Origin of the sequence: Rubellimicrobium mesophilum DSM 19309 (assembly GCF_000600335.2) — a bacterium.
Lineage (GTDB): Bacteria > Pseudomonadota > Alphaproteobacteria > Rhodobacterales > Rhodobacteraceae > Rubellimicrobium > Rubellimicrobium mesophilum.
The window spans coordinates 1-22,697 of the sequence record NZ_KK088569.1 but is presented as its reverse complement, the minus strand read 5'-3'; the positions used below and the strand labels follow the sequence as shown (position 1 = coordinate 22,697).

The 22,697-nt window shown below is 71.5% G+C and carries 19 protein-coding genes and 3 pseudogenes; 6 read left to right on the top strand and 16 right to left on the bottom strand.

Going from position 1 to position 22,697, the window contains the following annotated elements; all coding sequences use genetic code 11:
• Window positions 1-10: 10 nt before the first annotated feature.
• The 4 genes from RUMESO_RS10255 to RUMESO_RS10240 form a co-directional block, all read right to left on the bottom strand.
• Complete coding sequence (locus RUMESO_RS10255; protein ID WP_037280038.1) at window positions 11-1,060, bottom strand: ABC transporter permease; 1,050 nt, start codon at window positions 1,058-1,060, stop codon at window positions 11-13.
• 106 nt (window positions 1,061-1,166) lie between these two features.
• Window positions 1,167-2,132, bottom strand: coding sequence for a sugar ABC transporter substrate-binding protein (locus tag RUMESO_RS10250; RefSeq protein ID WP_037280037.1), 966 nt, complete (start codon window positions 2,130-2,132; stop codon window positions 1,167-1,169).
• A 91-nt stretch (window positions 2,133-2,223) separates the two neighbouring features.
• Window positions 2,224-3,042, bottom strand: coding sequence for a TIM barrel protein (locus tag RUMESO_RS10245; protein ID WP_037280036.1), 819 nt, complete (start codon window positions 3,040-3,042; stop codon window positions 2,224-2,226).
• A gap of 162 nt (window positions 3,043-3,204) precedes the next feature.
• Window positions 3,205-4,236 carry a LacI family DNA-binding transcriptional regulator gene (locus tag RUMESO_RS10240; protein WP_037280035.1) on the bottom strand — a complete coding sequence of 344 codons (1,032 nt, stop codon included), beginning with the start codon at window positions 4,234-4,236 and terminating at the stop codon, window positions 3,205-3,207.
• A 117-nt stretch (window positions 4,237-4,353) separates the two neighbouring features.
• On the opposite strand from RUMESO_RS10240, the pseudogene RUMESO_RS28155 reads away from it, so the two are divergent.
• The 4 genes and pseudogenes from RUMESO_RS28155 to RUMESO_RS10225 all read left to right on the top strand — a co-directional run.
• A pseudogene (locus RUMESO_RS28155) lies at window positions 4,354-4,851 on the top strand (fatty acid desaturase); the annotation flags it as partial.
• 148 nt (window positions 4,852-4,999) lie between these two features.
• On the top strand, window positions 5,000-5,485 hold the full coding sequence (locus RUMESO_RS27800; protein WP_281177554.1) for a fatty acid desaturase: 486 nt from the start codon (window positions 5,000-5,002) through the stop codon (window positions 5,483-5,485).
• A gap of 99 nt (window positions 5,486-5,584) precedes the next feature.
• A complete protein-coding gene (locus RUMESO_RS10230; RefSeq protein WP_037280034.1) occupies window positions 5,585-5,899 on the top strand; it encodes a MocE family 2Fe-2S type ferredoxin in 315 nt (104 codons plus the stop codon).
• Window positions 5,899-6,705 carry a 3-methyl-2-oxobutanoate hydroxymethyltransferase gene (locus tag RUMESO_RS10225; protein ID WP_037280033.1) on the top strand — a complete coding sequence of 269 codons (807 nt, stop codon included), beginning with the start codon at window positions 5,899-5,901 and terminating at the stop codon, window positions 6,703-6,705. The genes RUMESO_RS10230 and RUMESO_RS10225 overlap by 1 nt, the downstream gene beginning before the upstream one ends.
• Here the strand turns inward: RUMESO_RS10225 and RUMESO_RS10220 are convergent.
• The 4 genes and pseudogenes from RUMESO_RS10220 to hutI all read right to left on the bottom strand — a co-directional run bounded on the left by RUMESO_RS10220 (window position 6,702) and on the right by hutI (window position 11,699).
• Window positions 6,702-7,225 (bottom strand): annotated as a pseudogene (locus RUMESO_RS10220) (fumarylacetoacetate hydrolase family protein). The gene RUMESO_RS10225 and the pseudogene RUMESO_RS10220 sit on opposite strands and share 4 nt — an antisense overlap.
• 125 nt (window positions 7,226-7,350) lie before the next feature.
• The gene (gene hutU, locus RUMESO_RS10215; RefSeq protein WP_037280032.1) at window positions 7,351-9,033 is read right to left on the bottom strand and encodes a urocanate hydratase; all 1,683 of its coding nucleotides are present in this window, start codon (window positions 9,031-9,033) and stop codon (window positions 7,351-7,353) included.
• 11 nt (window positions 9,034-9,044) lie between these two features.
• A pseudogene (hutH, locus tag RUMESO_RS10210) lies at window positions 9,045-10,545 on the bottom strand (histidine ammonia-lyase).
• Window positions 10,530-11,699 (bottom strand): imidazolonepropionase, encoded by a 1,170-nt coding sequence (gene hutI, locus RUMESO_RS10205; RefSeq protein ID WP_245639225.1) that lies wholly within the window; start codon window positions 11,697-11,699, stop codon window positions 10,530-10,532. The pseudogene hutH and the gene hutI overlap by 16 nt, the downstream one beginning before the upstream one ends.
• Window positions 11,700-11,885: 186 nt before the next feature.
• Between hutI and RUMESO_RS10200 the strand changes: the two genes are divergently transcribed.
• Together RUMESO_RS10200 and RUMESO_RS25715 are read left to right on the top strand one after the other, a co-directional pair.
• A complete protein-coding gene (locus RUMESO_RS10200; protein WP_037280030.1) occupies window positions 11,886-13,235 on the top strand; it encodes a formimidoylglutamate deiminase in 1,350 nt (449 codons plus the stop codon).
• Window positions 13,232-13,945 carry a histidine utilization transcriptional repressor HutC gene (locus RUMESO_RS25715; RefSeq protein WP_051521208.1) on the top strand — a complete coding sequence of 238 codons (714 nt, stop codon included), beginning with the start codon at window positions 13,232-13,234 and terminating at the stop codon, window positions 13,943-13,945. The genes RUMESO_RS10200 and RUMESO_RS25715 overlap by 4 nt, the downstream gene beginning before the upstream one ends.
• Window positions 13,946-13,949: 4 nt before the next feature.
• Here the strand turns inward: RUMESO_RS25715 and RUMESO_RS10190 are convergent, their stop codons facing one another.
• The 8 genes from RUMESO_RS10190 to RUMESO_RS10155 all read right to left on the bottom strand — a co-directional run.
• On the bottom strand, window positions 13,950-16,907 hold the full coding sequence (locus tag RUMESO_RS10190) for an ABC-type transport auxiliary lipoprotein family protein (protein ID WP_051521207.1): 2,958 nt from the start codon (window positions 16,905-16,907) through the stop codon (window positions 13,950-13,952).
• The gene (locus tag RUMESO_RS10185; RefSeq protein ID WP_051521217.1) at window positions 16,904-17,476 is read right to left on the bottom strand and encodes a paraquat-inducible protein A; all 573 of its coding nucleotides are present in this window, start codon (window positions 17,474-17,476) and stop codon (window positions 16,904-16,906) included. The genes RUMESO_RS10190 and RUMESO_RS10185 overlap by 4 nt, the downstream gene beginning before the upstream one ends.
• A gap of 65 nt (window positions 17,477-17,541) precedes the next feature.
• The gene (locus tag RUMESO_RS10180; RefSeq protein WP_051521206.1) at window positions 17,542-18,180 is read right to left on the bottom strand and encodes a paraquat-inducible protein A; all 639 of its coding nucleotides are present in this window, start codon (window positions 18,178-18,180) and stop codon (window positions 17,542-17,544) included.
• 84 nt (window positions 18,181-18,264) lie between these two features.
• Entirely contained in the window at window positions 18,265-19,440 is a 1,176-nt protein-coding gene (locus RUMESO_RS10175; protein WP_051521205.1) for a cation:proton antiporter, read from the bottom strand.
• Between the two features lie 209 nt (window positions 19,441-19,649).
• Entirely contained in the window at window positions 19,650-20,570 is a 921-nt protein-coding gene (locus RUMESO_RS10170) for a ribokinase (RefSeq protein WP_037280029.1), read from the bottom strand.
• A 3-nt stretch (window positions 20,571-20,573) separates the two neighbouring features.
• Window positions 20,574-21,026 (bottom strand): RbsD/FucU family protein, encoded by a 453-nt coding sequence (locus tag RUMESO_RS10165; RefSeq protein WP_037280028.1) that lies wholly within the window; start codon window positions 21,024-21,026, stop codon window positions 20,574-20,576.
• A gap of 74 nt (window positions 21,027-21,100) precedes the next feature.
• Window positions 21,101-22,009, bottom strand: coding sequence for a DMT family transporter (locus RUMESO_RS10160; RefSeq protein WP_211262853.1), 909 nt, complete (start codon window positions 22,007-22,009; stop codon window positions 21,101-21,103).
• A 92-nt stretch (window positions 22,010-22,101) separates the two neighbouring features.
• Window positions 22,102-22,697, bottom strand: a 596-nt coding sequence (locus RUMESO_RS10155) for an ABC transporter ATP-binding protein (protein WP_037280027.1), incomplete at its 5' end; no start/stop codon positions are given.

The following is a 22,697-nucleotide window of genomic DNA, read 5'->3' as shown; positions in this document are numbered from 1 at the left end:
GGGTCTCTCCTCAGTCCACGATGCCGCGGCGCTTCTGCCGGTAGATGTCGGCCACGACGGCGGCCACGATGATCGCGCCCTTGATCATCTCCTGGTAGTAGGCGTCCACGCGGAGGAAGGTGAAGCCGGAGATGATGACGCCGAAGATGAGCATGCCGAGGAAGGTGCCGATGATGGAGCCCCGGCCGCCGATCAGCGACACGCCCCCGATCACCGCCATGGCGATGGCGTCGAGCTCGTACATCACGCCCATGCCGGCCTGGGCGGTCAGCGCCCGGGAGGCGGCCACGAGGCCCGCGACGGCCGAGAGCATCCCCGCGATCGTGTAGACCAGGACGAGGTGACGCTCGACGTTGATGCCCGCCATCCGCGCGCCGGCGGGGTTCGAGCCGATGGCATAGGTGCGCCGCCCGTAGAGCGTGTAGGTGAGGATGAGCTGGAACAGGATCGCGATGACGGCGAAGATGATGACCGGCATCATGCCCGCGCCGATGGCCACGAAGGAGTCGGTCGGGTTCGACACGGCCTGGCCTTCGGTCCACCACTTGGCGATGCCGCGCGCCGTCACCATCATGCCGAGCGTGGCGATGAAGGGCGGGATCTTGGTGTAGGCGATCAGCGCGCCGTTGATGAGGCCGGCGAGCAGGCCCAGCGCCAGGCCGACGATGATGGGCATGAAGATCGGGAGGTCCACCCAGCCCTGCGACCAGAACACCGCGTCGGTGAAGTCCTGGCCGTTGCGGACGCCCATCTGGGCGAAGCTCATGGCGATGATCGACGTGGCGCCGACGATGGAGCCCGAGCTGAGGTCGATGCCGCCGGTGATGATGACCTGCGTCACGCCGACGGCGATGATGCCGATCACCGACACCTGCAGGATCATGATCTGCAGGCGCTGGGCGTTGAAGAGAAAGCTGTCCCCGCGGATCATCCAGCCTGCGATCTCGAAGATCAGGGCGATGGCCACGAGACCCGCAAGGGCGTTGAGTTCCATGGGCCAGTTCCGGCTCGACTTCGTCGGCGCGGGGGCCCTCCCGGGATTGATTGCGACTTCGGCCATGGGTGATCTGCTCCTGCCGGTTTGAGGTTGTGCTGCGGGGCGCCACTCGGGTTGGCGCCCCGCGAGAGGCCGGTGACCTGACGGAACCGGCCTTGGGTTCTCCGCCTCAGTTGGCGGTCAGATAGTCCTGCACGTTGGCGGGCGTCACGAGCTGGAACGGAATATACACCTTCTGCTCGACGGGTTCGCCCTTCGCGAGAGCCAGCGCCGCGTCGAGCGCCCCCTTGCCCTGACCGGCCGCGTCCTGGAACACGGTCACGTCGAGGTCGCCGTTCTGCATGGCGACGAGGGCGTCCTGCGTGGCGTCCACGCCGGCCACGACCACCTGATCCATCGGAACGCCCGCGGCCTTGAGGGCCTGGATCGCGCCGACCGCCATCTCGTCGTTGTTGGCGACCACGGCGTTGTAGGGAATGCCGGCGGTGATCCAGTTGGTCATCAGGTCGGCGCCCTGCTGGCGCTGCCAGTTGCCGGTCTGCTCCTCGACGATGTGCATGAACGAGCAGTCGGGCGTGGCGGCGACGTCGTGGACGTCCTTGGTCCGCATCACGGCGGCCTGGTTGGAGAGCTCGCCCTGCATCAGGAGGAGGTTGGCCTCGGTCACGCCCTGCTCCTTGAGCAGCCGGCAGACTTCCTGCGCCTGCAGCGTGCCCGAGTCGACCTCGTTCGAGGCGACGAAGGCCTGGTTGTCGGGCAGCGTGTCGACGTTGATCGGCTCGCGGTTCACGTAGACCAGCGGGATCCCGGCGGCGGCGGCCTTCTCGGTGATGGCCTCGGTGGCCGAGGTATCCACGGCGTTCACGATGATCGCGTCGACGCCGGCGGCCACGAAGTTCTCGATCTGGTTGAGCTGCTTGCCCACGTCGTCGTCGGCGTCCTCGACCTGCAGCTCCACGCCGTCCAGGCCCTCGGCGTATTCGGTCATGCCGTTGCGCAGGACGGTCAGGAAGTTGTCGTCGAAGGCCGACATCGAGACGCCGACGGTCTTGGTGCCCGAGGCGTTGGACATCACGCCGATGAAGCCGGCCGCGATACCGACGACGACAGCGCCCCCAATCAACTTCTTGTTCATAGATTCCCCTCCACGTTGCGGCGCCGGCACGCCGCGGTTTCGTCAACCGGAACACTCCGCCTTTTGGGAGCCGATTGACGATCCCACGCGATCAAGCCGCTTTTGCGGCAAGTTGTGCCTGAATGAAGTCCATTGAGTGGCGGAGGGCGGACACGGGGTCGTGAAGGGCATGGGTCTCGGGGGCGAAGGCCTCGAAGCTGATCGGGCCATGCCAGCCCAGGCGCTGCAGCGCGGCGATCTGGGCGACGTTGCCCAGCCGGTCGGCGCCGTCCACGAGCACGCGGTGCTGGTCGCCCATCTCGTTCACGGCGAGGGCGGGATCGACCACGCCCGAGACGTGGACGATGCCCGTGTGCTCGGGGAAGAAGGCGCCGCCATGGGCGAGGTGGTGGTGGAAGGTGTCGTGGACGAGCCTGAAGCGGCCCGTGGCATCGAGGGCCTCGATGGCGTCAACGGCCTCGGCCTTGTGGCGCAGCGCGCAGATCTCGAAGCCCAGGGGCTCCACCATGCCGACGAGGTCGTGGTCCTCGAGCATGGGCTTCAACTCGCGAAGCGCGACGCGCAGATTCGCCTGCCGCTCGCCGTTGCCCATGCCCTGGTTGTCGTTGCGGGGGATGAGGGAGACCGCCTCGGCGCCGCAGGCGACGGCGACCTTCATCAGGGCGAGGGCTTCCTCGCGCTTGGCGTCGGACCAGTCGTTGAAGCGCTTGACCTCGGCCAGGGCCAGGATGCGAAGGCCCTTCTCGCGGGCCAGTTCGCCCGCCTTCTCGGGCGCCATGCCGTCGAAGAGGGGCTGGGGCAGGTCGTTGCGGACCTCCACGCCCACGCAGCCGAGGGTCGCGGCGGCGTCGAGAAGCTCGACATAGGACCGGCGCGCCAGCGTCATGTGGTTGATGGCGAATGGCAGCATTTCGGTTGTCCTCCCTCGCGTCGCCGGCCCACTGGTCAGGGCCGTTCGGATCGCGTCAACTCCTGCGCCCTTTGCAACCCCGCCATGCGTTCCGTCAATCGGACGTCGGGGCGATTTCCTCATCCCTGACGCGCGCCCCCTCAGGCGCCTGACGAGATTGCGTCAGACCGCCTCGGGCAGGATCAGCTCGGGCCGGAGGAAGTGCTGGCCCGCGACATCGGACGGCCCGGTGCGCAGCGCCTCGGCCATCAGGCGCACGAGGTCATCGCAGAGCTGCGGGAGGGGGGTGGAGATCGCCATGGTCACGAAGCCGTCCACGAGGCCGCTGCGCGATTCGGGCGTGAGCTCGTTGACGACGAGGCAGACCTCGCCGGGCTTTCGGGCCTCGCGCAGGGCGGCGATGGCGCCCTCCATGCCGCCGCCGGCCACATACATCCCGCGCAGCTCGCGGTGGCGGGCCAGGAGGTCCAGCGTCGCCTCGTAGGTGAGCTGGCGCGTCTCGAGGTTCACCAGCGTGTCGAGGAGCTGGAACTGCGGGCCGTATTCGCGGAACCAGCTTCGGAAGCCGGCCTCGCGCAGCTCATGACCGTGCCAGCGGTAGCCGCCCACGAAGACCGCCACCTTGCCGGGCCGATGCGCGGCCATGCCGATCACCGAGGCGGCGATGCGGCCCACCTTGAGGTTGTTGAGGCCCAGGTAGTTCCGCCGGATCCCCGGGGCGAAGTCGTTGAGCAGGGCGAAGACGGGGACGCCCTCCTCCCTGAGCGTCGTCACGGCATCGGTGACCTCCGGATGGGTGACGGCGCTGGCCGCCACGGCATCGACCCGGCCACGCATCCCGAGGAGCAGCGCCGCGAAGTCGGCGGGCGACTGGGAGGTCGAGAACTCGATGGTGGCGCGCACGCGAAGGCCTGTGGCGCGGCGGGCGGCGGCCTCGATCTCGGAGGCGAAGTTCTGGTAGAAGGCCTGCTTCTCCTTGTGGAGCACGACGCCCATGCGCAGCGTCGGCACCTCGGCTTGGAGGCGCTGGGCGATCAGGGGGGCGGCGTGGTAGCCGATCCGGCGGGCGGCCTCGTAGACGCGGCGGGCGGTCTCCTCGCGCACCTGCTCGCGGCCGTTGAGGACGCGGTCCACGGTGGCCTGGCTCAGGCCGGCGGCCTGCGCCACGTCGCGGATCGTCGGTCGCCGCGCCATGTTCTCGACACCTTTGATGGTTTCACATCAGGAATTTGCTTCATCTGTGACGATATATGACGGAATGTCCAGCAGGGATGTTGGGCGACGGACCCGCTTTCGGTTAAGGACTCCCGAATGACCGCGACACGGTTTGACGCCTGGGGAGGACACATGGCCAAGCGCAATTACAGCCTTCTCGGCCCCGACGGGCAGCGCGCCGTCGAGACGGGCCTCGCCGCCGCGGAGTGGTACCACACCGAGGTGCCCCGCAAGGTCATGAAGGAGCTCATGCAGCGCAAGGACGGCCCGGCGATCCGGGACACGGGTCTCTGGCTAGGCTCGATGGTCGTGCTGGCGGGCATCGCGATCGCGCTATGGGTCGGCGGGCATCCCTGGTGGTCGGTGCCGTTCTGGCTGGCCTATGGCGTGCTCTACGGCTCGGCCTCGGATTCGCGCTGGCATGAATCGTCCCACGGCACGGCCTTCAAGACGCCGTGGATGAACAACTGGGTCTACCAGATCGCCTGCTTCATGATCGTGCGGAACCCGCATTCCTGGCGCTGGAGCCACGCGCGGCACCACACCGACACCTACATCGTCGGCCGCGACCCCGAGATCGCCATCATGCGCCCGCCCGAGCTGTTCCGGCTGTTCCTGAACGTGTTCGGGATCATCGACGCCTGGAACGGCTGGAGCCGGATGCTGCTGAACGCCGCAGGGAAGATCCACCCGGAGGAGGCGACCTACACTCCCCGAGACCGAGTGGCCCAAGGTCATCCGCGTGGCCCGCATCTGGACCGCGATCTACGCCGTCACGATCCTCGCCGCCCTGGCCTTCCACTCGGTCGTGCCGCTTCTGCTTGTAGGCCTGCCCCGGCTCTACGGCGCCTGGCACCACATCATGACGGGGCTGCTGCAGCACGGCGGGCTGGCGGACAACGTCATCGACCACCGGCTCAACTCGCGCACCGTGTACATGAACCCGATCAGCCGGTTCATCTACTGGAACATGAACTACCACGTGGAGCACCACATGTTCCCCATGGTGCCCTACCACGCGCTGCCGAAGCTGCACGAAATCATCAAGCACGACCTCCCGAAGCCCAACGCCTCGATCGGCGAGGCCTTCGGCGAGATGTGGCCCGCGCTGAAGCGCCAGCTTCAGCACGAGGACTACTTCCTGAAGCGCGAGCTGCCCGCGACCGCGAAGCCCTATCGCGAGGACTTCCACGTCGAGGCGCTGGGCGGAGCGGTCGCGGCCGAGTAAGCACCGCGGGGACCCGGGGCCCCTGCCCCACCGAAGACAGCCGGCCGGGCCCTGCGCCCGGCCGAATCATAAGAAGCCTGCAAGGGAAGGAAATCAGAGATGCCGCAATGGGTTGATGCCTGCTCGACCGACGAGATCGACGAGGAGGACGTGATGCGCTGGGACCATGGGGGCAAGACCTACGCCCTCTACCACTCCCCCGACGGCGAGTTCTTCTGCACCGATGGCCTGTGCACCCACGAGAACGTCCACCTCGCGGGCGGGCTGGTCATGGACTACGTGATCGAGTGCCCCAAGCACAACGGCCAGTTCGACTACCGTACCGGGGCCGCCAAGCGGGCGCCCGTCTGCGTGAACCTCAAGACCTATCCGGCCAAGGCCGAGGACGGGCGCGTGCTCGTGCAGGTGGACTGATGGGTCCGTCGCAGCGCTGGACCGTCGCCGACCTTCGCGCCGCGCGGGGCAAGCACCAGTTCGCCATGCTCCGCGTCGAGACGCTGGAGGAGGCCGAGGCCGCCGAGAGGGCGGGCGTGGAGCTCCTCTCGGTGCCGCCGGCGATGATCCTAGACCGCCGCTTTCGCGAGGTCGCGCCCAACGCCTTCGCCTTTCCGGGCGACAACTTCTACGAGATCGGGGACACCGCCGATTTCCTGAAATGGGCCTTCCCGCTCTACAAGCACGGGGCGGACGGGGTCTATTGCTCGGGGTCGCTGAAGACCGTGCGGGCGCTGAGCGAGAACGGCATCCCGGTCTGCGGGCACGTCGGGCTGGTGCCAAGCAAGCGGACCTGGACGGGCGGGTTCAAGGCCGTGGGCAAGACGCTCGACACCGCCAAGCTGGTCTGGGAGATGTGCAAGGCGCAGGAGGAGGCTGGGGCCTTCGCCGTGGAGATCGAGGTGGTCCCCCACCAGATCACCGAAGCGATCGCGGAGCGAACCAATCTGTTCCTGATCTCGATGGGCGGCGGGGCGAAGGGGCACGCGCAGTATCTCTTCACCGACGACGTGCTGGGGCAGACCACGGGCCATGTGCCGCGCCATGCCAAGGTCTACGCGGACTTCCGGTCCGAGCAGGCCGCGCTGCAGGAGAAGCGGGTCGCGGCCATGCGCGCCTTCGCGGAGGACGTGCACGGGGGCACCTATCCGTCCAGCGAGTATGTGGTGAGCGCCAAGGACGAGGTCGTGGCCGAATTCCGGGATTGGCTCAAGGCCAACGCCTAGGCGATCCGAAGCACCACGGGGGGCGCGCCGTCGAGCGTGCCCTCCAGCCGGTCGCCGGGGCCGACCGGCCCCACCCCGGCGGGGGTTCCCGTCATCACGAGGTCACCGGGCCGGGGCGTGTAGAGCGCCCCGAGATGCGCGAGGAGCGCGTCGATGCCGTGGACCATCTCCGAGATGCGCGCATCCTGCCGGACCTCGCCGTTGACGGTGAGGCGGATCGCGGCGTCGGGCGCGGGGCGCCCTGGACGAGCGGCGCGATGACGGCCGAGCCCTCCCAGTCCTTTGCCGTGTCCCAAGGCTTGCCGTCCTTCTTGGCCTTGGCCTGGAGGTCGCGGCGGGTCATGTCGAGGCCGACGCCGTGGGCCCATACCGAGCCCCCCTCTCCCAGCGCGAGGACCAGCTCGACCTCGTGGTGGAGGTCGCTGGTCCCGGGCGGATAGGGAAGGATCGAGTCGCTCGGGAGGAAGCCGAAGGGCGACTTGGTGAACCAGAAGGGCTCGTCCGGGACGGCGTTGCCCATCTCGGCGGCGTGGGCGGCGTAGTTGCGGCCGACGCAGAAGATGCGCGCGACGGGATAGGTGAGGCCGGAGCCCTGGACGGGCAACTCGGGCAGCGGACGGGGCGGGAAGGCGTGGGTCATGGCCCTCAGCCTTTCAGGATTCCGGGCAGGCGCAAGCCCTTCTCCGCCGCGCAGTCCCTCGCGATCTCGTAGCCCGCGTCGGCGTGGCGCATGACGCCGGTGGCGGGGTCGTTCCAGAGGACGCGTTCCAGGCGCCGGGCGGCCTCGGGCGTGCCGTCGGCGACGATGACGACGCCCGCGTGTTGCGAGTAGCCCATGCCCACGCCCCCGCCGTGATGGAGCGAGACCCAGGTCGCGCCCCCGGCGGTGTTGAGGAGCGCGTTGAGGAGCGGCCAGTCGGACACGGCGTCGGAGCCGTCGCGCATCCCTTCCGTCTCGCGGTTGGGACTGGCGACGCTCCCTGAGTCGAGGTGGTCGCGGCCGATGACGACCGGGGCGCTGAGCTCGCCGGAGGCCACCATCTCGTTGAACATGAGCCCCGCGCGGTGGCGGTCGCCCAGGCCGATCCAGCAGATGCGGGCGGGGAGGCCCTGGAAGGCGATCCGGTCGGCGGCCATGTCGAGCCAGCGGTGGAGGTGCTGGTTCTCGGGGAACAGGCGCTTCATGGCGGCGTCGGTCTTGCGGATGTCCTCCGGGTCGCCGGAGAGAGCCACCCAGCGGAAGGGGCCGATGCCTCGGCAGAAGAGCGGCCGGATGTAGGCGGGGACGAAGCCGGGGAAGGCGAAGGCGTCGGCGAACCCCTCGTCCTTAGCGACCTGGCGGATGTTGTTGCCGTAGTCGAGCGTGGGCACGCCCGCGCGCCAGAAGGCGAGCATGGCCTCGACATGGGTGCGCATGGAGTGGCGGGCGGCGGCCTCGACGGCCGCAGGCTCGGTCTCCTGCTTGGCGCGCCACTCGGCGGGGGTCCAGCCGGCGGGGCAGTAGCCGTGGAGCGGGTCGTGGGCGGAGGTCTGGTCGGTGACGATGTCGGGGCGGACCTCGCCTGCCGCCATGCGGCGGGCGATCTCGGGGAAGACCTCGGCGGCGTTGCCGAGGAGGCCCACGGACTTGGCCTCTCCCTTGGCGGTCCAGTCGGCGATCAGGGCGAGAGCCTCGTCCAGCGTCCGCGCCTTGGCGTCGAGGTAGCGGGTGCGGAGGCGGAAATCGATGCGGGTCTCGTCCACCTCCACCGCGAGGCAGCAGGCCCCGGCCATCACGGCGGCGAGGGGCTGGGCGCCGCCCATGCCGCCCAAGCCCCCGGTGAGGATCCAGCGGCCGGTGAGGTCGCCGCCGTAGTGCTGGCGCCCCGCCTCGGCGAAGGTCTCGTAGGTGCCCTGCACGATGCCTTGGGTGCCGATGTAGATCCAGGACCCGGCGGTCATCTGGCCGTACATCATCAGGCCCCGGCGATCGAGGTCGTTGAAGTGCTCCCAGGTGGCCCACTTCGGGACGAGGTTGGAGTTGGCGATCAGCACGCGTGGGGCATCGGGGTGGGTGCTGAAGATGCCGACGGGACGGCCGGACTGCACAAGGAGGGTCTCGTCGGCCTCCAGGTCGCGGAGCGAGGCCACGATGCGGTCGAAGTCCTCCCAGGTGCGGGCGGCGCGGCCGATGCCGCCGTAGACGACCAGCTCCTCCGGGTTCTCGGCCACGTCGGGGTGGAGGTTGTTCATCAGCATCCGCAGCGCGGCCTCGGTGAGCCAGGACTTGGCGGTGAGGTCGGTGCCCGTCGCGGGGCGGATGACGCGGGCGTTGGTGCGGTCGAACATCAGTGGCCTCCTTACAGACCGGCGGCGCGGAGCAGCGCGCCCGTTGTCACCAGTTGCGCCGCCCTCTCCATGTCGGGGGCCATCAGGCGGTCCTGGCCGAGGGCGGGGACCTCCTGGCGGATGCGTTCCATGACCCTCGCGAGGCGCGGGGACGTGCGGAGCGGCAGGCGGAACTCGATGCCCTGAGCGGCGCAGAGGGCCTCGACGCCGAGGATCACGGACAGGTTGCGCGTCATGCGGGCGAGGCGGACGGCGCCGTGGGCGGCCATGCTCACGTGGTCCTCCTGGTTGGCGGAGGTGGGCGTGGAGTCGATGCTGCAGGGATGGGCGAGGTGCTTGTTCTCGCTCATCAGGGCGGCGGTCGTGACCTCGGCGATCATGAAGCCGCTGTTCAGGCCCGGATCGGGGGTCAGGAACGGCGGTAGGTCGTGGTTGAGCGTCGGGTCCACCATCAGCGCCACGCGACGCTGTGCGATGGAGCCGATCTCGGCCAGCGCGAGGGCGATCTGGTCGGCGGCGAAGGCCACCGGCTCGGCGTGGAAGTTGCCGCCCGAGACGATGCCGTCCTCGGTCACGAGGGGGTTGTCGGTGACGGCGTTGGCCTCGATCTCCAGCGTGCGGCCGGCGAAGGCGAGGAGGTCCATAGCGGCGCCGGTGACCTGGGGCTGGCAGCGGATGCAGTAGGGGTCCTGCACGCGGGGATCGTCGGTGCGGTGGCTCTCGCGGATCTCGCTCCCCGCCATGAGGTCGCGCATCAGGGCGGCGACGGCGATCTGGCCAGGCTGGCCGCGCAGCTCGTGGATCGCGGCGCGGAGCGGGGCGGTGGAGCCCATGATGGCGTCGGTGCTCAGGCAAGAGGTCACCACGGCACCCAACGCGAGGCGCTGGGCGTCCCAGAGCGCGGCGAGGGCCACGGCGGTCGAGAACTGGGTGCCGTTGATGAGGGCGAGGCCCTCCTTGGGGCCGAGGGCGATGGGGGTCAGGGCCGGCGCGGCGCAGGGCCTCGGCGCCGGGGGTGCCGTCGAGCGTCTCCCCCTCCCCGATCATCACGGCGGTCATGTGGGCGAGCGGCGCGAGGTCGCCCGAGGCGCCGACGGAGCCCTGGAGCGGGACCCGGGGGGTCACGTCGCGGGCGAGCATCCCTTCGAGCAGGGCGATGACCTCGGGGCGGGTGCCGGAGGCGCCCCGGCCGAGGCTGAGGAGCTTGAGCGCCATCATCAGGCGGGTGGTGGAGGCGTCGAGGGGATCGCCCACGCCGGCGCAGTGGGAGAGGATCAGGTTGCGCTGGAGCGTGGCGGTGTCTCCGGGCGCGATGCGGACGGAGGCGAGCTTGCCGAAGCCGGTGTTGACGCCGTAGACCGCCGCGTCCCCCTGGGCGGCCTGGGCCACGCGGACGGCGGACCTCGCGATCGGCTCGCGGGCCGAGTCGTGGAGGTGGGCGGGGAGGTTCTCGCGCCAGAGGCGTTCGAGGTCGGCGAGGGTGGTCTGGCCGGGGGTCAGGATCGGCACCATTGGCCTCCGTGGATGCGGGCGTGAAGGGGGCGCTGGCCGAGGCGGTAGACCAGTTCGGCGGGGCTTTCGGCGTCCCAGAGGGCGAGGTCGGCGCGCTGGCCGGGGGCGATGGAGCCGCGATCGGACAGGCCGAGGGCGCGGGCGGCGTGGGCCGTGGCGCCGAGCCAGGATTCCTGGACGGTGAGGCCGAAGAGGGTGCAGGCCATGTTCATCGCGAGGAGCAGCGAGGAGAGCGGCGAGGAGCCGGGGTTGCAGTCGGTGGCGACGACCATGGGGACGCCCTGGTCGCGGAAGGCGGCGACGGGCGGGGCCTGCCGTTCCTTCAACGTGTAGAAGGCGCCGGGGAGGAGCGTGGCGACGGTGCCGGAGGCGGCCATGGCCTTCGCGTCGTCGTCCGTGGCGTATTCGAGGTGGTCGGCGGAAAGGGCGCCGTGGCGGGCGGCCAGTTGCGCGCCGCCGAGATGGGAGAGTTGCTCGGCGTGGAGCTTGACGGGAAGGCCGAGGGCGCGGGCCTCGTCGAAGAGGCGGGCGATCTGGCCGGGGGTGAAGGCGATGCCCTCGCAGAAGCCGTCCACGGCGTCGACGAGGCCCTCCGAGTGGGCGGCGCGGAGGGCGGGCAGGCAGACCTCGTCGAGGTAGGCGTCGGGGTGGCCCTTGAACTCGGGCGGGACCGCGTGGGCGCCGAGGAAGCTCGTGCGGACCGTCACAGGGCGCTCCTCGCCGATGCGGCGGGCGGCGCGGAGCATCCGCAGCTCGGTATCGTGGTCGAGGCCGTAGCCCGACTTGACCTCAAGGGTGCCGACGCCTTCGGCGAGCAGGGCGTCCACGCGGGGGAGGGCTTGGGCGACGAGGTCGTCCTCCGAGGCGGCGCGAGTGGCGCGGACGGTGGAGAGGATGCCGCCCCCGGCCCTCGCGATCTCCTCGTAGCTGGCGCCTTCGAGGCGGGCCTCGAACTCGCCCGCGCGGTGGCCGGCGTGGACGATGTGGGTGTGGGCGTCGATCAGGGCGGGTGTGACGAGGCGGCCGTCGAGGGGGCGCGACTCGGCCTCCCGGTGCTCGGGCGGAAGGTCGGCCATGGGGCCGGACCAGAGGATGCGGTCGGCCTTCAGGACGATCGCGGCATCGGAGAGCAGCCAGGGCCCGGAGGGGTCCATGGCGGCGAGGGTGGCGTGGGTGAGGATCAGGGTCTGCATGGAGGCGATCCTGCCTGTGATTCCTTAACGGTTTCCTACCCCTGCGTTCGGTCCTGTTAACGAAACCTTACCGAATCAGGGCTGGTCTTTCGAAGCATTATGTATATACATATTAACCAAACGTTAACCCGGATCAAGGAGGGTGGGATGGGGGTCGTCTGGGCGGAGCGGGCCTTGCTGCCGGGGGGATGGGCGCGGGACGTGCGGGTGGAGGTCGTGGGGGGGCGGATCGGCTCGGTCGTGGAGGGCGCGGAGGGGGAGCGGCGGAGCATCCTCCTCCCCTCCCCCGCCAACGTGCATTCGCACGCGTTCCAGCGGGCGATGGCGGGGCTCACGGAGAGGAAGGGGCCGGGGGCGGACAGCTTCTGGACGTGGCGGGCGCTGATGTATCGGTTCCTCGACCGCCTGGACCCGGATCAGGTGGAGGCCATCGCCGCCTTCGTGCAGATGGAGATGCTGGAGGCGGGGTTCTCGACCAACGTGGAGTTCCATTACCTGCACCACCAGCCGGACGGGACGCCCTACCCCCGGCTCGGCGAGATGGGGGAGCGGATCGTCGCGGCGGCGGCGGGCTCGGGGATCGGGCTCACGCTGCTGCCGGTGCATTACCAGTATGGGGGACTCGACCGGAGGCCGCTCGGAGCCGGGCAGCGGAGGTTCGGGACGGACCCGGAGCTCTACCTGAAGCTGCTGGCGGAGCTCGGGGCCTCGTTGCGGCACCTTGCGCCGGACGCGGACCTCGGCGCCGCGCCGCACTCGCTGCGGGCCGTCTCCGGGGAGGGGCTGCGTGAGGTGCTGGCCGAGGGCGTGGGGCCGATCCATATGCACCTCGCCGAGACGGTGGCCGAGGTGGAGGAGGTCGTCGCCGCGACGGGCGCGCGGCCAGTCGAGTGGCTGCTGGACCATGTCGGCGTGGACGAGGCCTGGTGCCTGATCCACTGCACGCAGATGCTGCCGCACGAGACCTTGGGGCTCGCGGTCACGGGGGCGGTCGCGGGGCTCTGCCCGCTGACGGAGGCGTCGCTGGGGGACGGGATCTTCGACGGGGTAAGGTGGATGGAGGCCGGCGGGCGGATCGGGATCGGGTCGGACAGCGACATCCGAATCAGCCTCGCGGAGGAGCTGCGGCAGTTGGAGACCACCCAGCGGCTGCGCGATCATTCGCGGGCGGCGCTGGCAACGCGGGAGCTGTCCACCGGGCGGAGGCTCTGGGAGGCGAGCTGCCGGGGCGGCGCGCAGGCGGCGGGGCGGGCCTCGGGGGCCATCGCGGAGGGGCTCTGGGCGGACCTCGTGGCTCTGGATGGCGGGCACGTCGATCTGGAGGGGCTGGAGGGGGACGCGGTGCTGGACGCCTTCGTCGCGGCGGGGGACAGCCGGATGGTCACGGATGTCTGGGCCGCCGGGCGGCACCGGGTCCGCGAGGGGCGGCACGTCGAGCGGGAGCGGATCGAGCCGGCCTACCGGGCGGCCGTGCGGGGCCTGAGGGCGGCGCTGTGACCGGCCCCGAGCCCAAGGAGAAGGCGAAGGTCTGGGCGACGCTGGCCGAGGAGGCGCGGCGGCGCATCCGCGATCGCGAGTGGGCGCCGGGCACGACGATCCCGAACGAGGCGACGCTCGCGCAGGAGTGGGGCGTCTCGCGGGTCACGGTGAGCCGGGCTCTCGGCAAGCTGGCCGAGGAAGGGCTCCTCGACCGGCGGCGGCGGGCGGGGACCCGCGTGGTGGAGCGACCGCAGCGCGCGGCGAGCTTCGAGGTGGGGCTGATCCGAGACGAGGTGGAGAGGACCGGCCGGCGCTATGGCTACGAGATGATCGAGGCCGGCGAGCACCAGGTGCCCGAGCACGTCCGCGACCGGCTGGGGATCACCACGCAGCCGCGCGTGATGCGCATCCTGGCGCGGCACCTGTCCGGCGGCGAGCCCTTCGCCTGGGAGGAGCGCTGGATCAACGGCGGCACCGTGCCCGAGGCCCTGGACGTGGACTGGCGCCACCAGAGCCCGAACGAATGGCTCCTGCACAACGTCGCCTATACCTGGGCGGACGTGTCCCTGACCGCCGCCCTGTCGGGCCCGAGGTCGTCGCGGGCGCTGGGCTGCGAGGAGGGCAGCGCCCTCCTCATGCTGGAGCGGACGACGTGGCTGGGGAAGTGGTCCGTCACCCATGTCGCCTACTGCTACGCGCCGGGCCACCGGATGTGGTCGCGGAGCTAGAGGCCTAGCTCAGCCCGTCGCTCGCGATCTGGCGGGCCAGCGCGGCCGTGGCCTGCGACCGGGCGCTCGCGATGGCGGCGGGGCCGGCCTCTCCGGGGAGGGGGGCGGTCACGCGGAACTCGCGGGCGGTGTCGCGTCCCGATTCGTCGAAGGCGGCGACGTAGTACTGGCCACGGATGACGAACTCGCCCCGCGTGAGGTCGGGCGAGAACTCGGCCACGCGGACATCGACGCGGGCCTCGGCGGGCTCGTCGTAGGGCCAGGGGTCGGGGGCGACGCGGGCCCGCGTGAGCTCGCCCAGGGCACGGGTGAGCTCCAGCGTGAAGGCGCGGGAGGGGTCGTCGGCCCAGACGAAGCCGCGCGTCTGGGTGAGCGCGCCGCCGACGCCCTGGACGTAGATGCCGTCCTCGTCGGCATAGGCGGGAAGCTCGGCCTCCAGGAGCTCCACCGAGGCGAAGCCGATGGAGACGCGGCCCTCGGTGGGGGGCGGCGGGACGGCGATGCGCAGGGGCTCGCGCCCGAAGAGGCCGCAGCCGGCAAGGAGGGCGAGGGGCAGGAGCGCGACCGGGCGGAGCGTCATGTCAGTCTCCGAAGATGAGGGAGTTGGGGTCGCGCTCGATGGCGCGGGCGAGGTCGGCGATGGCCTGGGCGGCGGCCGAGACCTCCTGGATGGCCCGCTGCGCCTCGCGCACGACGCTCGAGGTCTCGTCGAAGGCGCCGAGCGTGGCGGAGGCCTGGTCGAGGAGGGACCCGGCGCGGTCCACGAGGCCGGGGAGCGTGTCGGCGGCGGCGCGGGCGGATTGGAGCGCGGCGTTGGCGTTGGTGACGACGCCGCCCTCGCGGGCCTCCTGCAGGATGGCCTGCACCTCGGCCAGCGCGGCGGACAGGTCGCCGGGGAGGGCCTGGGTGCTCTCGGAGGACACCAGCGTGTTGGCGCTGCCGGCGAGGTCGGTGAGCTGGGCGACGAGCTGGTCCACGGGAGGTCGTTGGCCTTGGCGACCAGGGCGTCGATCCGGTCGGCGATCTCCGGCAGGCGCTGGGTCGAGGCCTCGATGGCCTGGGCGGCGTTGTCGGCGGATTCGATGGCCGAGGCGAGGCGCGTGCCGAGGTCGCCCTCGTTGAGGTCGGCGAGGAGGCCGCGCGCGTCGGAGATGGCGGCGTTGGCGTTGTCCGAGAGGGTGCCGATCTGGCCGGGAAGCTGCTGCCATCCCGGCTGCTGGAGGATCGCGCGGGCGTCGGCGGAGACGCCGGTGAGCTGGTTGAGGAGGTCCTCGACGGGGAGGTTCTGGGCCTTGGCGGCCACGTCGTTCAGGCGCAGGACGAGGTCGGGGATGCCCTCGGTCGCCGTGTCGATCTGGGCGAAGGTGGCGTTGATCGTGTCCACGGCGGCGAGCGTGCGGCCGATGGCGTCCTGCTCGCGCACCTGGGCGAGGATGCCGCGGATGTCGGTGACGGTGTCGTCGATCTGCCCCAGCGTGTCGGCGAGCTGGGCGGGGAGCTGCTGGACCTCCTCGGAGGAGGTCACGCCGCGCACGTCGCCGAGGATCGAGCGGACCTCGCCGGGGATGGCCTGGGTGTCCGCGCTGCCCACGAGGACGGAGGCGTTGTCGAGGAAGGAGATGGCCGAGTCGAGGAGCTGCTCGACGGGGAGGTTGTCCACGCGTTCGAGGAGCCCCTCGGCGGTGCCGGCGATGTCGGTGATCTGGCTGGGCGCCACGGGCAGCGCCGGATAGGGCAGCGCGGCGAGGTCGATCTGGGCGGGCTGGGCCTCGGGGAGGTCCACCAGCTCCACCTTGAGGCCGCCGAAGAGGCTTCCGGTGGCGAGGCGGGCGCGGAGCCCCTGCGCCTGGACGCGCTCCTGCAGGATGCGGAGGATCTCGTCCCGGCCTTCCTCGCCGTCGAGGCCCAGGCGCGAGGGCTGGATGGCGAAGCTGGCCTGGAGGTGCACGTCGCTGTCGCCGAAGCGCCCGGGGTCGATGAGGCCGTCCACGTCCGTCACCTCGCCCACGCGGAGGCCGCCGAGCTCCACCGGCGCGCCGACGGCGAGGCCCGCGATGTTGCCGGAGAAGACGGCTGAGAGCTGGAGGGTGGGCGAGTTCGGGTCGGCGTAGATCGAATCGCGGGCCTTGTCCTCGTAGAGGTAGGCCTCGAAGGTGTCGCCGTCCTTGGCGGGCGCGGCGCCCGAGACGAAGGTGTCGAAGGCGAGGCCGCCGACGATGAGCGAGGAGAGCGAGTCGAAGTCGACCTCGGCCCCGGCGGCGCCCACGGAGAGCGAGAAGCCCGAGGCGTCCCAGAACACCGTGGCCTCGGTCACGAGGCGGTCGTAGGGCGCGTAGATGACGGCGGGCGCGCTGACGGAGATGCCGTCCGAGCCGATGACCGGCGGGCCCACCTGGCCCACGGTCACGCCCTGGTAGATCAGCGGCATGGTCGAGGTGAGCGTCCCGTCCGTCGAGCGGAGGGTGAACTCAAGCCCCTCCTGCCCGGGCTCGAGCAGCGGGGCGGTGTCGAGGCCGGCGTAGCGCTCCTGCGGGTCCTCGGGGGTGCTGTCCCAGCTTCCCTCGATGTAGACGCCGGAGAGGACCGTCTCGATGCCGGTGATGCGCTGGGGGGTGATCTCGGGGCGGACGATCCAGAACTGCGCGTCCTCGTCCACGTAGGGCGCGATGCCGGCGTCGAGGCGGACGCCCACGACGACGCGGTTCAGGTCGGGGGTGAAGTGCACGTATTCGACGGTGCCCACCGTCACGTTGCGGAAGCGGAGCTCGGTCTCGCGCGCGACCACGCCGGCGGCGTCCTCGAACTCGATCTCGATCAGGGGGCCCTTCTCGCGCAGGGTCTGCCAGGCGACGGCCCCCGCCACGGCGACCGCCGCGATGGGGACGAGCCAGACCAGGGACACGCGGTCCCAGAGGCTCCGCCGGGCCGGGGCCACGGGGATCGGGGGAACGGGGTCGGTCATGCGGAGCGGGGACCGGGACGCGACTTGGCCTCGGCCTCGATGCCGTCCCAGATCATGCGCGGGTCGAAGGCCTGGGCCGAGAGCATCGTGAAGATCACCGAAAGCGCGAAGGCAAGGGAGGCGGGGCCGGGGTCGATCCGCGCCACGACGTTGAGTTGCACCAGCGAAGCGAGGATCGCAACCACGAAGACGTCGATCATCGACCAGCGGCCGATGTATTCCACGACCTCGTAGATGCGCATCCTGGCCCCGGGCGAGGCGCGGGCGCCGCGACGCGCCGAGAGGGCGAGGTAGGCGATGGCGAAGAACTTGGCGATGGGGATGCCGACGCTCGCCACCAGGATGATGAGGCCGACGCCGGGGTTGCCGTAGCGCCAGAGCTCCAGCGCGCCGCCGATGATGGTGTTGGACTGCTCCTGCCAGAGGGTGCGGGTGCGCAGCATGGGCCAGAGGTTCGCGGGGATGTAGGCCAGGATGCCGGCGAGCCACCAGGCCCAGACGCGGCTGAGGGATCGCGGATCCCGCGAGACGAGGCGGCTGCCGCAGCGGGCGCAGGTCCCGGTCCCCATGGGCCAGACGCGCGTGCAGCGGCGGCAGGCGACGAGGCCCGCCTCGCGCGCGGTGACGGCGGTGGTCAGACGGGCGAGATCGAGCGCCACACCGACCACCGGCAGACGAGCTGGTCCTGGATGACCGTCACGACGACGAGCGCCGCGAACATGAAGAAGGCGGGGCCCAGCGACAGGGTCGCGAGGTCGGCGATCTTCACGAGGGAGACGGCGCAGCCGATGGCGAAGACCTCGGCCATGGACCAGGGGCGGAGGGACTCGGACAGGGCGAAGGCGCGGGCCGCGAGGGGACGGGCCGGACGGTCGAAGACCACGGGCACCAGCGTGTAGAGGATCAGCGCCGCCCGGACGATCGGCAGGACCACGATGGCCGCCGTGACCGCGACGGAGACGATCAGGAGCGGGCCCACGGGGAAGCTCGTGGCCACGTCCCAGAGCGTCGCCTGCTGCCAGAGGCCTCGGGTGTCGATGCGCAGGAACGGGAACCAGAGCGCGCCGGCCACGAGGACGATGGAGGCCAGCGCCAGCGAGATGATCGCCATGCCGGCGTGGCGGCGCGGCGAGATGAGCACGGTGTGGCAGCGCGCGCAGACGGCCCTGGAGCCGGGCGGCACCTCCGCCGCGCGGTAGAGCGCGTCGCATTCCGGGCAGGCGACCAGCCCGTCCAGCGGCGCGTCCGCGAAGATGTGGGTGCCGTCGGCCAAGTCCCTGTCCTTCCCCGTTTCCGCAGACTTAGGCGTTGCGGGGGTCCAGGCCAAGCGGGAAGCTTCACGCTTCCGACAGGGCGCTCAGGCCGGGCGCGGCTTGGGCGCGAGGCGGTCGGCGAGGGCGAAGAGCAGGGGGTTGAGCGCGATGGACAGGAGCGCCGCCGCGAGGATCACGTCGTGCGTGGACCGCTGGAGCAGGCCCAGCGAGACGCCCAGCGCCGCCAGGATGAAGGAGAACTCGCCCGCCTGGCCGATGCTCGCGGCGATGTTGGCGGCGGCCGCGCGGCCCAGCCGGAAGGCCCCGGCCACGGCGATCCCGGCCAGCGTCGCGGCCGCCAGCACGACGAGGAGGAGCCCCAGGACGGCGCCCGGGCGCCCGATCAGGACGGAGGGGTCGAACTGCATCCCCACCGCGACGAAGAACATCACGGCGAAGGCGTCGCGGAGCGGCAGCGACCGCTCGGCGGCGGCATGGCCGAGCGGCGAGGCGGCGAGGACGAGGCCCGCCACGAAGGCCCCCAGCGCGAAGGAGGCGTCGAAGACGAAATAGGCGAGCCAGGCGATGCCGAGCGCGATGGCGAGCACGCCCAGCGTGAAGAGCTCGCGCGAGCGCTGGTGCGCGAGGGCGACGAGGGCCAGGGGAAGGAGCCGGGCGCCGACGAAGTACATCAGCGTCAGGAAGGCCGCGACCTTGAGGAGCACGAGGCCGACCTCGGCCAGCGCGGCCCCCTCGCCCCGCCCGGCGGCGAGGGGCAGGAGCACCAGAGCGAGCACCATCACGAGGTCCTCGGCCACGAGCCAGCCCACCATCAGGCGTCCCGTCGGGGTCTTGAGCTGGTGCCGCTCCTCCAGCGCGCGGGCGAGGACCACGGTGGAGGCCACGGAGACCGAGAAGCCCATCATCGCGGATTCGGCCTGCGGGAGGCCGAGGAGCCGGCCCAGGCCCCAGCCGAGCAGCGTCGCCAGCGCGATCTGCCCGAGGGCCCCCGGCAGCGCGAGGTGGCGCACGGAGAGGAGCTCGGCGGGCGAGAAGTGCAGCCCCACGCCGAACATCAGCAGGATCACCCCGATGTCGGCGAGCTGCGGCGCGAGGTCCGCGTCGGCCACGAAGCCCGGCGTGGAGGGGCCGACGAGGACGCCCGCCAGGATGTAGCCGACGAGCGGCGAGAGCCTCAGGCGGTTCGCGGCGAGCCCCAGGACGAAGGCCAGGACGAAGCCCGCGACCAGGGTCGTGATGAGGCCATGGCCGTCGTGCATGGGGGCTCCGGGCGAGGGGGTGCCGCCGGTCTGTGGGATGGAGCGGGGAATGGCAAGGGGCGAGGCGGAGGCTGACGCAGGCCAGGGCGCCGCAGGGTGGTGTTTCACCCCGCCATGCGACGGCGGGGTTCGGCGGTGGCCGGATCCGGTGGGGGGAACCCCCATCCCGCGTGGCCGCGCCACCACTCACGAAGGACGGACGGCCCACCCTACGCGCGCAGCGCCGCCTCGATCTCCTCCCGCGAGGGCATCGACGGCGCGGTCCCGGGCCGCGTCACCGAGATGCCGGCCGTGGCGATGCCGAAGCGGACGGCCTCCTCCGGGGTCCGGCCCTCGGAGAGCGCCACGGCGAAGCCGCCGTTGAAGGCGTCGCCGGCGCCGGTCGTCTCCACCACGGGGCCGGCGTCGATGGCGGGGAGGTGGACGGCCCGGTCGCCTTGGACGAGCATCGCCCCCTGGGCGCCCAGCGTCACCACCACGCCGCCCGCGCCCATGAGGATCAGGGTACGGGCCGCGGCCTCGGCGGTGGCGGGGTCGGTCACGGGGAGGCCGGTGAGGGCCTCGGCCTCGCTCTCGTTGGGGGTGAGCCAGTCGCAGAGGGCGAGCGTCCCGTCGGGGAGCGGCGCGGCGGGGGCGGGGTTCAGGACCGTGGTCACGCCGGCCTCGCGCGCGATCTGGAGCGCCCGGATCGCGGCGGGGAGCGGCTGCTCCAGTTGCGTGACGAAGACCGAGGCCGAGCGGATCAGGTCGGCGCGGGCGTCGATGTCCTCCTCGGAGATGTCGCCCGCCACGCCGGGGGCCACGATGATCGCGTTGTCGCCGCTGCCCGATTCGACGAAGATGTAGGCCGCGCCGGTGTAGCCGTCGTCGGTCCGCGTGACCTCGGGCGTCACGCCGGCCTCGGCCCAGGTTTTCAGCGCGAGGTCGCCGAAGGCGTCCCTGGCGAGGCGCGAGACGAGGTGGACGTCGCCCCCGGCCCGCGCCGCCGCGACGGCCTGGTTCGAGCCCTTGCCGCCGGGGCCGAGCTTGAAGCCCTCGCCCAGGATGGTCTCGCCCATGCGGGGCTGGCGCGGCGCGCGGTAGGCGGTGTCGGCGACGAAGATGCCGAGGATGACGATGGGGCCGGGCATTGGTCAGTCCTCGGGCGGGATCACGCCCTTGCGGAACATGAAGCAGCCGTAGAACCGACGCTCGCCGGTCTGGATGACGGCATAGGCCTGCGCGGCCTTGTCGTAGAACTCGAACCGCTCCACGCCCACCATGCGCGCCTCGCGCCCGTCGGCGCGGTCGAGCGCGTTCTGCACCTCCATCTGCACGGGCGGGATCTCGTCGGGCTTGCCCACGACCTCCATGCGGGCGGCGAAGTCCTCGACGAAGGTGTCGAGGGGGAGGACGGAGAGGATCGCCTCGATCGCCTGCGCCGCCGTCAGGTTCTCCATGTGCAGCAGCTCGCCCAGCGCGGTATGGCGGGCGATGCTGTCGGCCGGGAAGTTGGTGTCGCAGATCACCAGCAGGTCGCCGTGACCCATGGCGCGCAGCGCGTAGAGCACGTCGGCGTTGAGCCGGTTGTCGATCCCCTTGAGCATGTCGTCCCCATTGGATGGCGCCCCCGATTCCGGCGGGCTCTTGCCGGGACCCTAGCCCAGCGAGGCGCGCGGCTTCAACGGGGCGCGTGGCGCGACCGCAGGGCCACCATCAGGCCCGAGCCGACGACCACCGCCATGCCGAGCCCGCTGACCGCGTCGGGGACGTGGCCGAAGACGAGCCAGCCCAGCAGCGCCGCCCAGACGAGCTGGAGGTACTGGACGGGCGCGAGCAGCGAGGCGGGGGCATAGCGGTAGGCGGAGGTCAGGAGGTAGTGGCCGACGCCGCCGGTGACGCCGAGGCTCAGGAACAGGAGGAGCTGCCCGGGCGTCGGCATCGGGCCGCCCCAGGTCCAGGGCAGCGCCAGGCCGAAGGCGACGGAGCCCACCAGCGCCGTCAGGAACAGCATGGCGAGCGTGCTCTCGGTCCCCGCGAGGAGGCGGGACAGGAGCTGGTAGGCGAGCCCCGCGAGCACGTTCAGGAGCACGAAGCCCACGCCCACCGCGTCGAGCCCGCTCCCCGGCCGCACGATCAGCAGGACGCCCGCGAAGCCTGCCGCCGCCGCGACCCAGCCGAGTCGCCCGATGCGCTCTCCCAGCAGGGGGCCCGCGACCAGCACGACCAGGATCGGCAGGAGAAAGGTCACGGCCGTGGTCTCGGCGACCGGCATCCGCTCGAGCGCGAGGGCGAAGGTGAGCGACGCCACCGCCAGCGCCAGCCCGCGCAGGAGCACGAGGCCGGTCCGATGGGTCCGCACGAGGCGGCGCCCCTGCGAGGGCCCGAGGACCGCCGCCATCAGGGCGAGGTTCGAGAGGTAGCGCGCCGCCACGATCAGGGGCACGGCCCAGTGCGCGGCCAGCGTCTTGGTCGTGGTGTCCATGGTCGCGAAGAACAGGACCGCCGCCGCGTAGAGGAGGACGCCCCGCAGGCTGCGGCCCAGCACGAGGCCCGTGCCCCCCATGGGGACCGAGGTGGTCATGGTCATGGGAGGGTCCCCGGTCAGGCTGTGCGGGGGCTTGTCGCGCGCGGGCGGCGCCGGCGCAAGGGACAGAGGGGGCGGCGAGGTGCCGCTCCCGCCTAGTTGATGCGCTCGCCCGTCCCGGCGTCGAAGAGGTGGGCGCGGACCGGGTCGGCCTGGAGCCGCACGCGGTCGCCGGGCCGCACGGCCACCCGCTCCCGCGAGACGGCGACGACCTCGCGCCCCCCGGCCTCGGTCACGAGGTGCGTCTCGGAGCCGGTGGGCTCCACCACCTTGACGACGGCGTCGAGGCCCGGGGCCTCGGCGCTGGCGCCGAGCTGCAGGTGCTCGGGCCGGATGCCGTAGATGACCTTGCGGCCCTCGGAGGCGCCCATCGCGGGAAGGCGCAGGCCCCCGGCGGCGACGCTCGCCCCCTCCCCCACCCCCTCGATGAGGTTCATGGCCGGCGAGCCGATGAAGCCCGCGACGAAGGTGTTCGCCGGCCGGTCGTAGAGGTCGAGCGGCGCGCCCGCCTGGGCGATGTGGCCGTCGCGCATGACGACGATGCGGTCGGCCATGGTCATGGCCTCGATCTGGTCGTGGGTGACGTAGACGGTCGTGGTCTTGAGGCGCAGGTGGAGCGACCGGATCTCGGTCCGCATCTGCACGCGCAGCTTGGCGTCGAGGTTCGAGAGCGGCTCGTCGAAGAGGAAGA

What these genes read in the sequence shown, in the direction of transcription:
- RUMESO_RS10190 (WP_051521207.1), bottom strand. Translation starts at nt 16,907, where the DNA reads ATGACCGACCCCGTTCCCCCGATCCCCGTGGCCCCGGCCCGGCGGAGC.
- RUMESO_RS10200 (WP_037280030.1), top strand. Translation starts at nt 11,886, where the DNA reads ATGGGGGTCGTCTGGGCGGAGCGGGCCTTGCTGCCGGGGGGATGGGCG.
- RUMESO_RS10170 (WP_037280029.1), bottom strand. Translation starts at nt 20,570, where the DNA reads ATGCCCGGCCCCATCGTCATCCTCGGCATCTTCGTCGCCGACACCGCC.
- RUMESO_RS10245 (WP_037280036.1), bottom strand. Translation starts at nt 3,042, where the DNA reads ATGCTGCCATTCGCCATCAACCACATGACGCTGGCGCGCCGGTCCTAT.
- RUMESO_RS10255 (WP_037280038.1), bottom strand. Translation starts at nt 1,060, where the DNA reads ATGGCCGAAGTCGCAATCAATCCCGGGAGGGCCCCCGCGCCGACGAAG.
- RUMESO_RS10175 (WP_051521205.1), bottom strand. Translation starts at nt 19,440, where the DNA reads ATGCACGACGGCCATGGCCTCATCACGACCCTGGTCGCGGGCTTCGTC.
- RUMESO_RS10250 (WP_037280037.1), bottom strand. Translation starts at nt 2,132, where the DNA reads ATGAACAAGAAGTTGATTGGGGGCGCTGTCGTCGTCGGTATCGCGGCC.
- hutU (WP_037280032.1), bottom strand. Translation starts at nt 9,033, where the DNA reads ATGTTCGACCGCACCAACGCCCGCGTCATCCGCCCCGCGACGGGCACC.
- hutI (WP_245639225.1), bottom strand. Translation starts at nt 11,699, where the DNA reads ATGGACCCCTCCGGGCCCTGGCTGCTCTCCGATGCCGCGATCGTCCTG.
- RUMESO_RS10160 (WP_211262853.1), bottom strand. Translation starts at nt 22,009, where the DNA reads ATGACCATGACCACCTCGGTCCCCATGGGGGGCACGGGCCTCGTGCTG.
- RUMESO_RS10230 (WP_037280034.1), top strand. Translation starts at nt 5,585, where the DNA reads ATGCCGCAATGGGTTGATGCCTGCTCGACCGACGAGATCGACGAGGAG.
- RUMESO_RS10185 (WP_051521217.1), bottom strand. Translation starts at nt 17,476, where the DNA reads ATGGGGACCGGGACCTGCGCCCGCTGCGGCAGCCGCCTCGTCTCGCGG.
- RUMESO_RS10240 (WP_037280035.1), bottom strand. Translation starts at nt 4,236, where the DNA reads ATGGCGCGGCGACCGACGATCCGCGACGTGGCGCAGGCCGCCGGCCTG.
- RUMESO_RS10225 (WP_037280033.1), top strand. Translation starts at nt 5,899, where the DNA reads ATGGGTCCGTCGCAGCGCTGGACCGTCGCCGACCTTCGCGCCGCGCGG.
- RUMESO_RS10165 (WP_037280028.1), bottom strand. Translation starts at nt 21,026, where the DNA reads ATGCTCAAGGGGATCGACAACCGGCTCAACGCCGACGTGCTCTACGCG.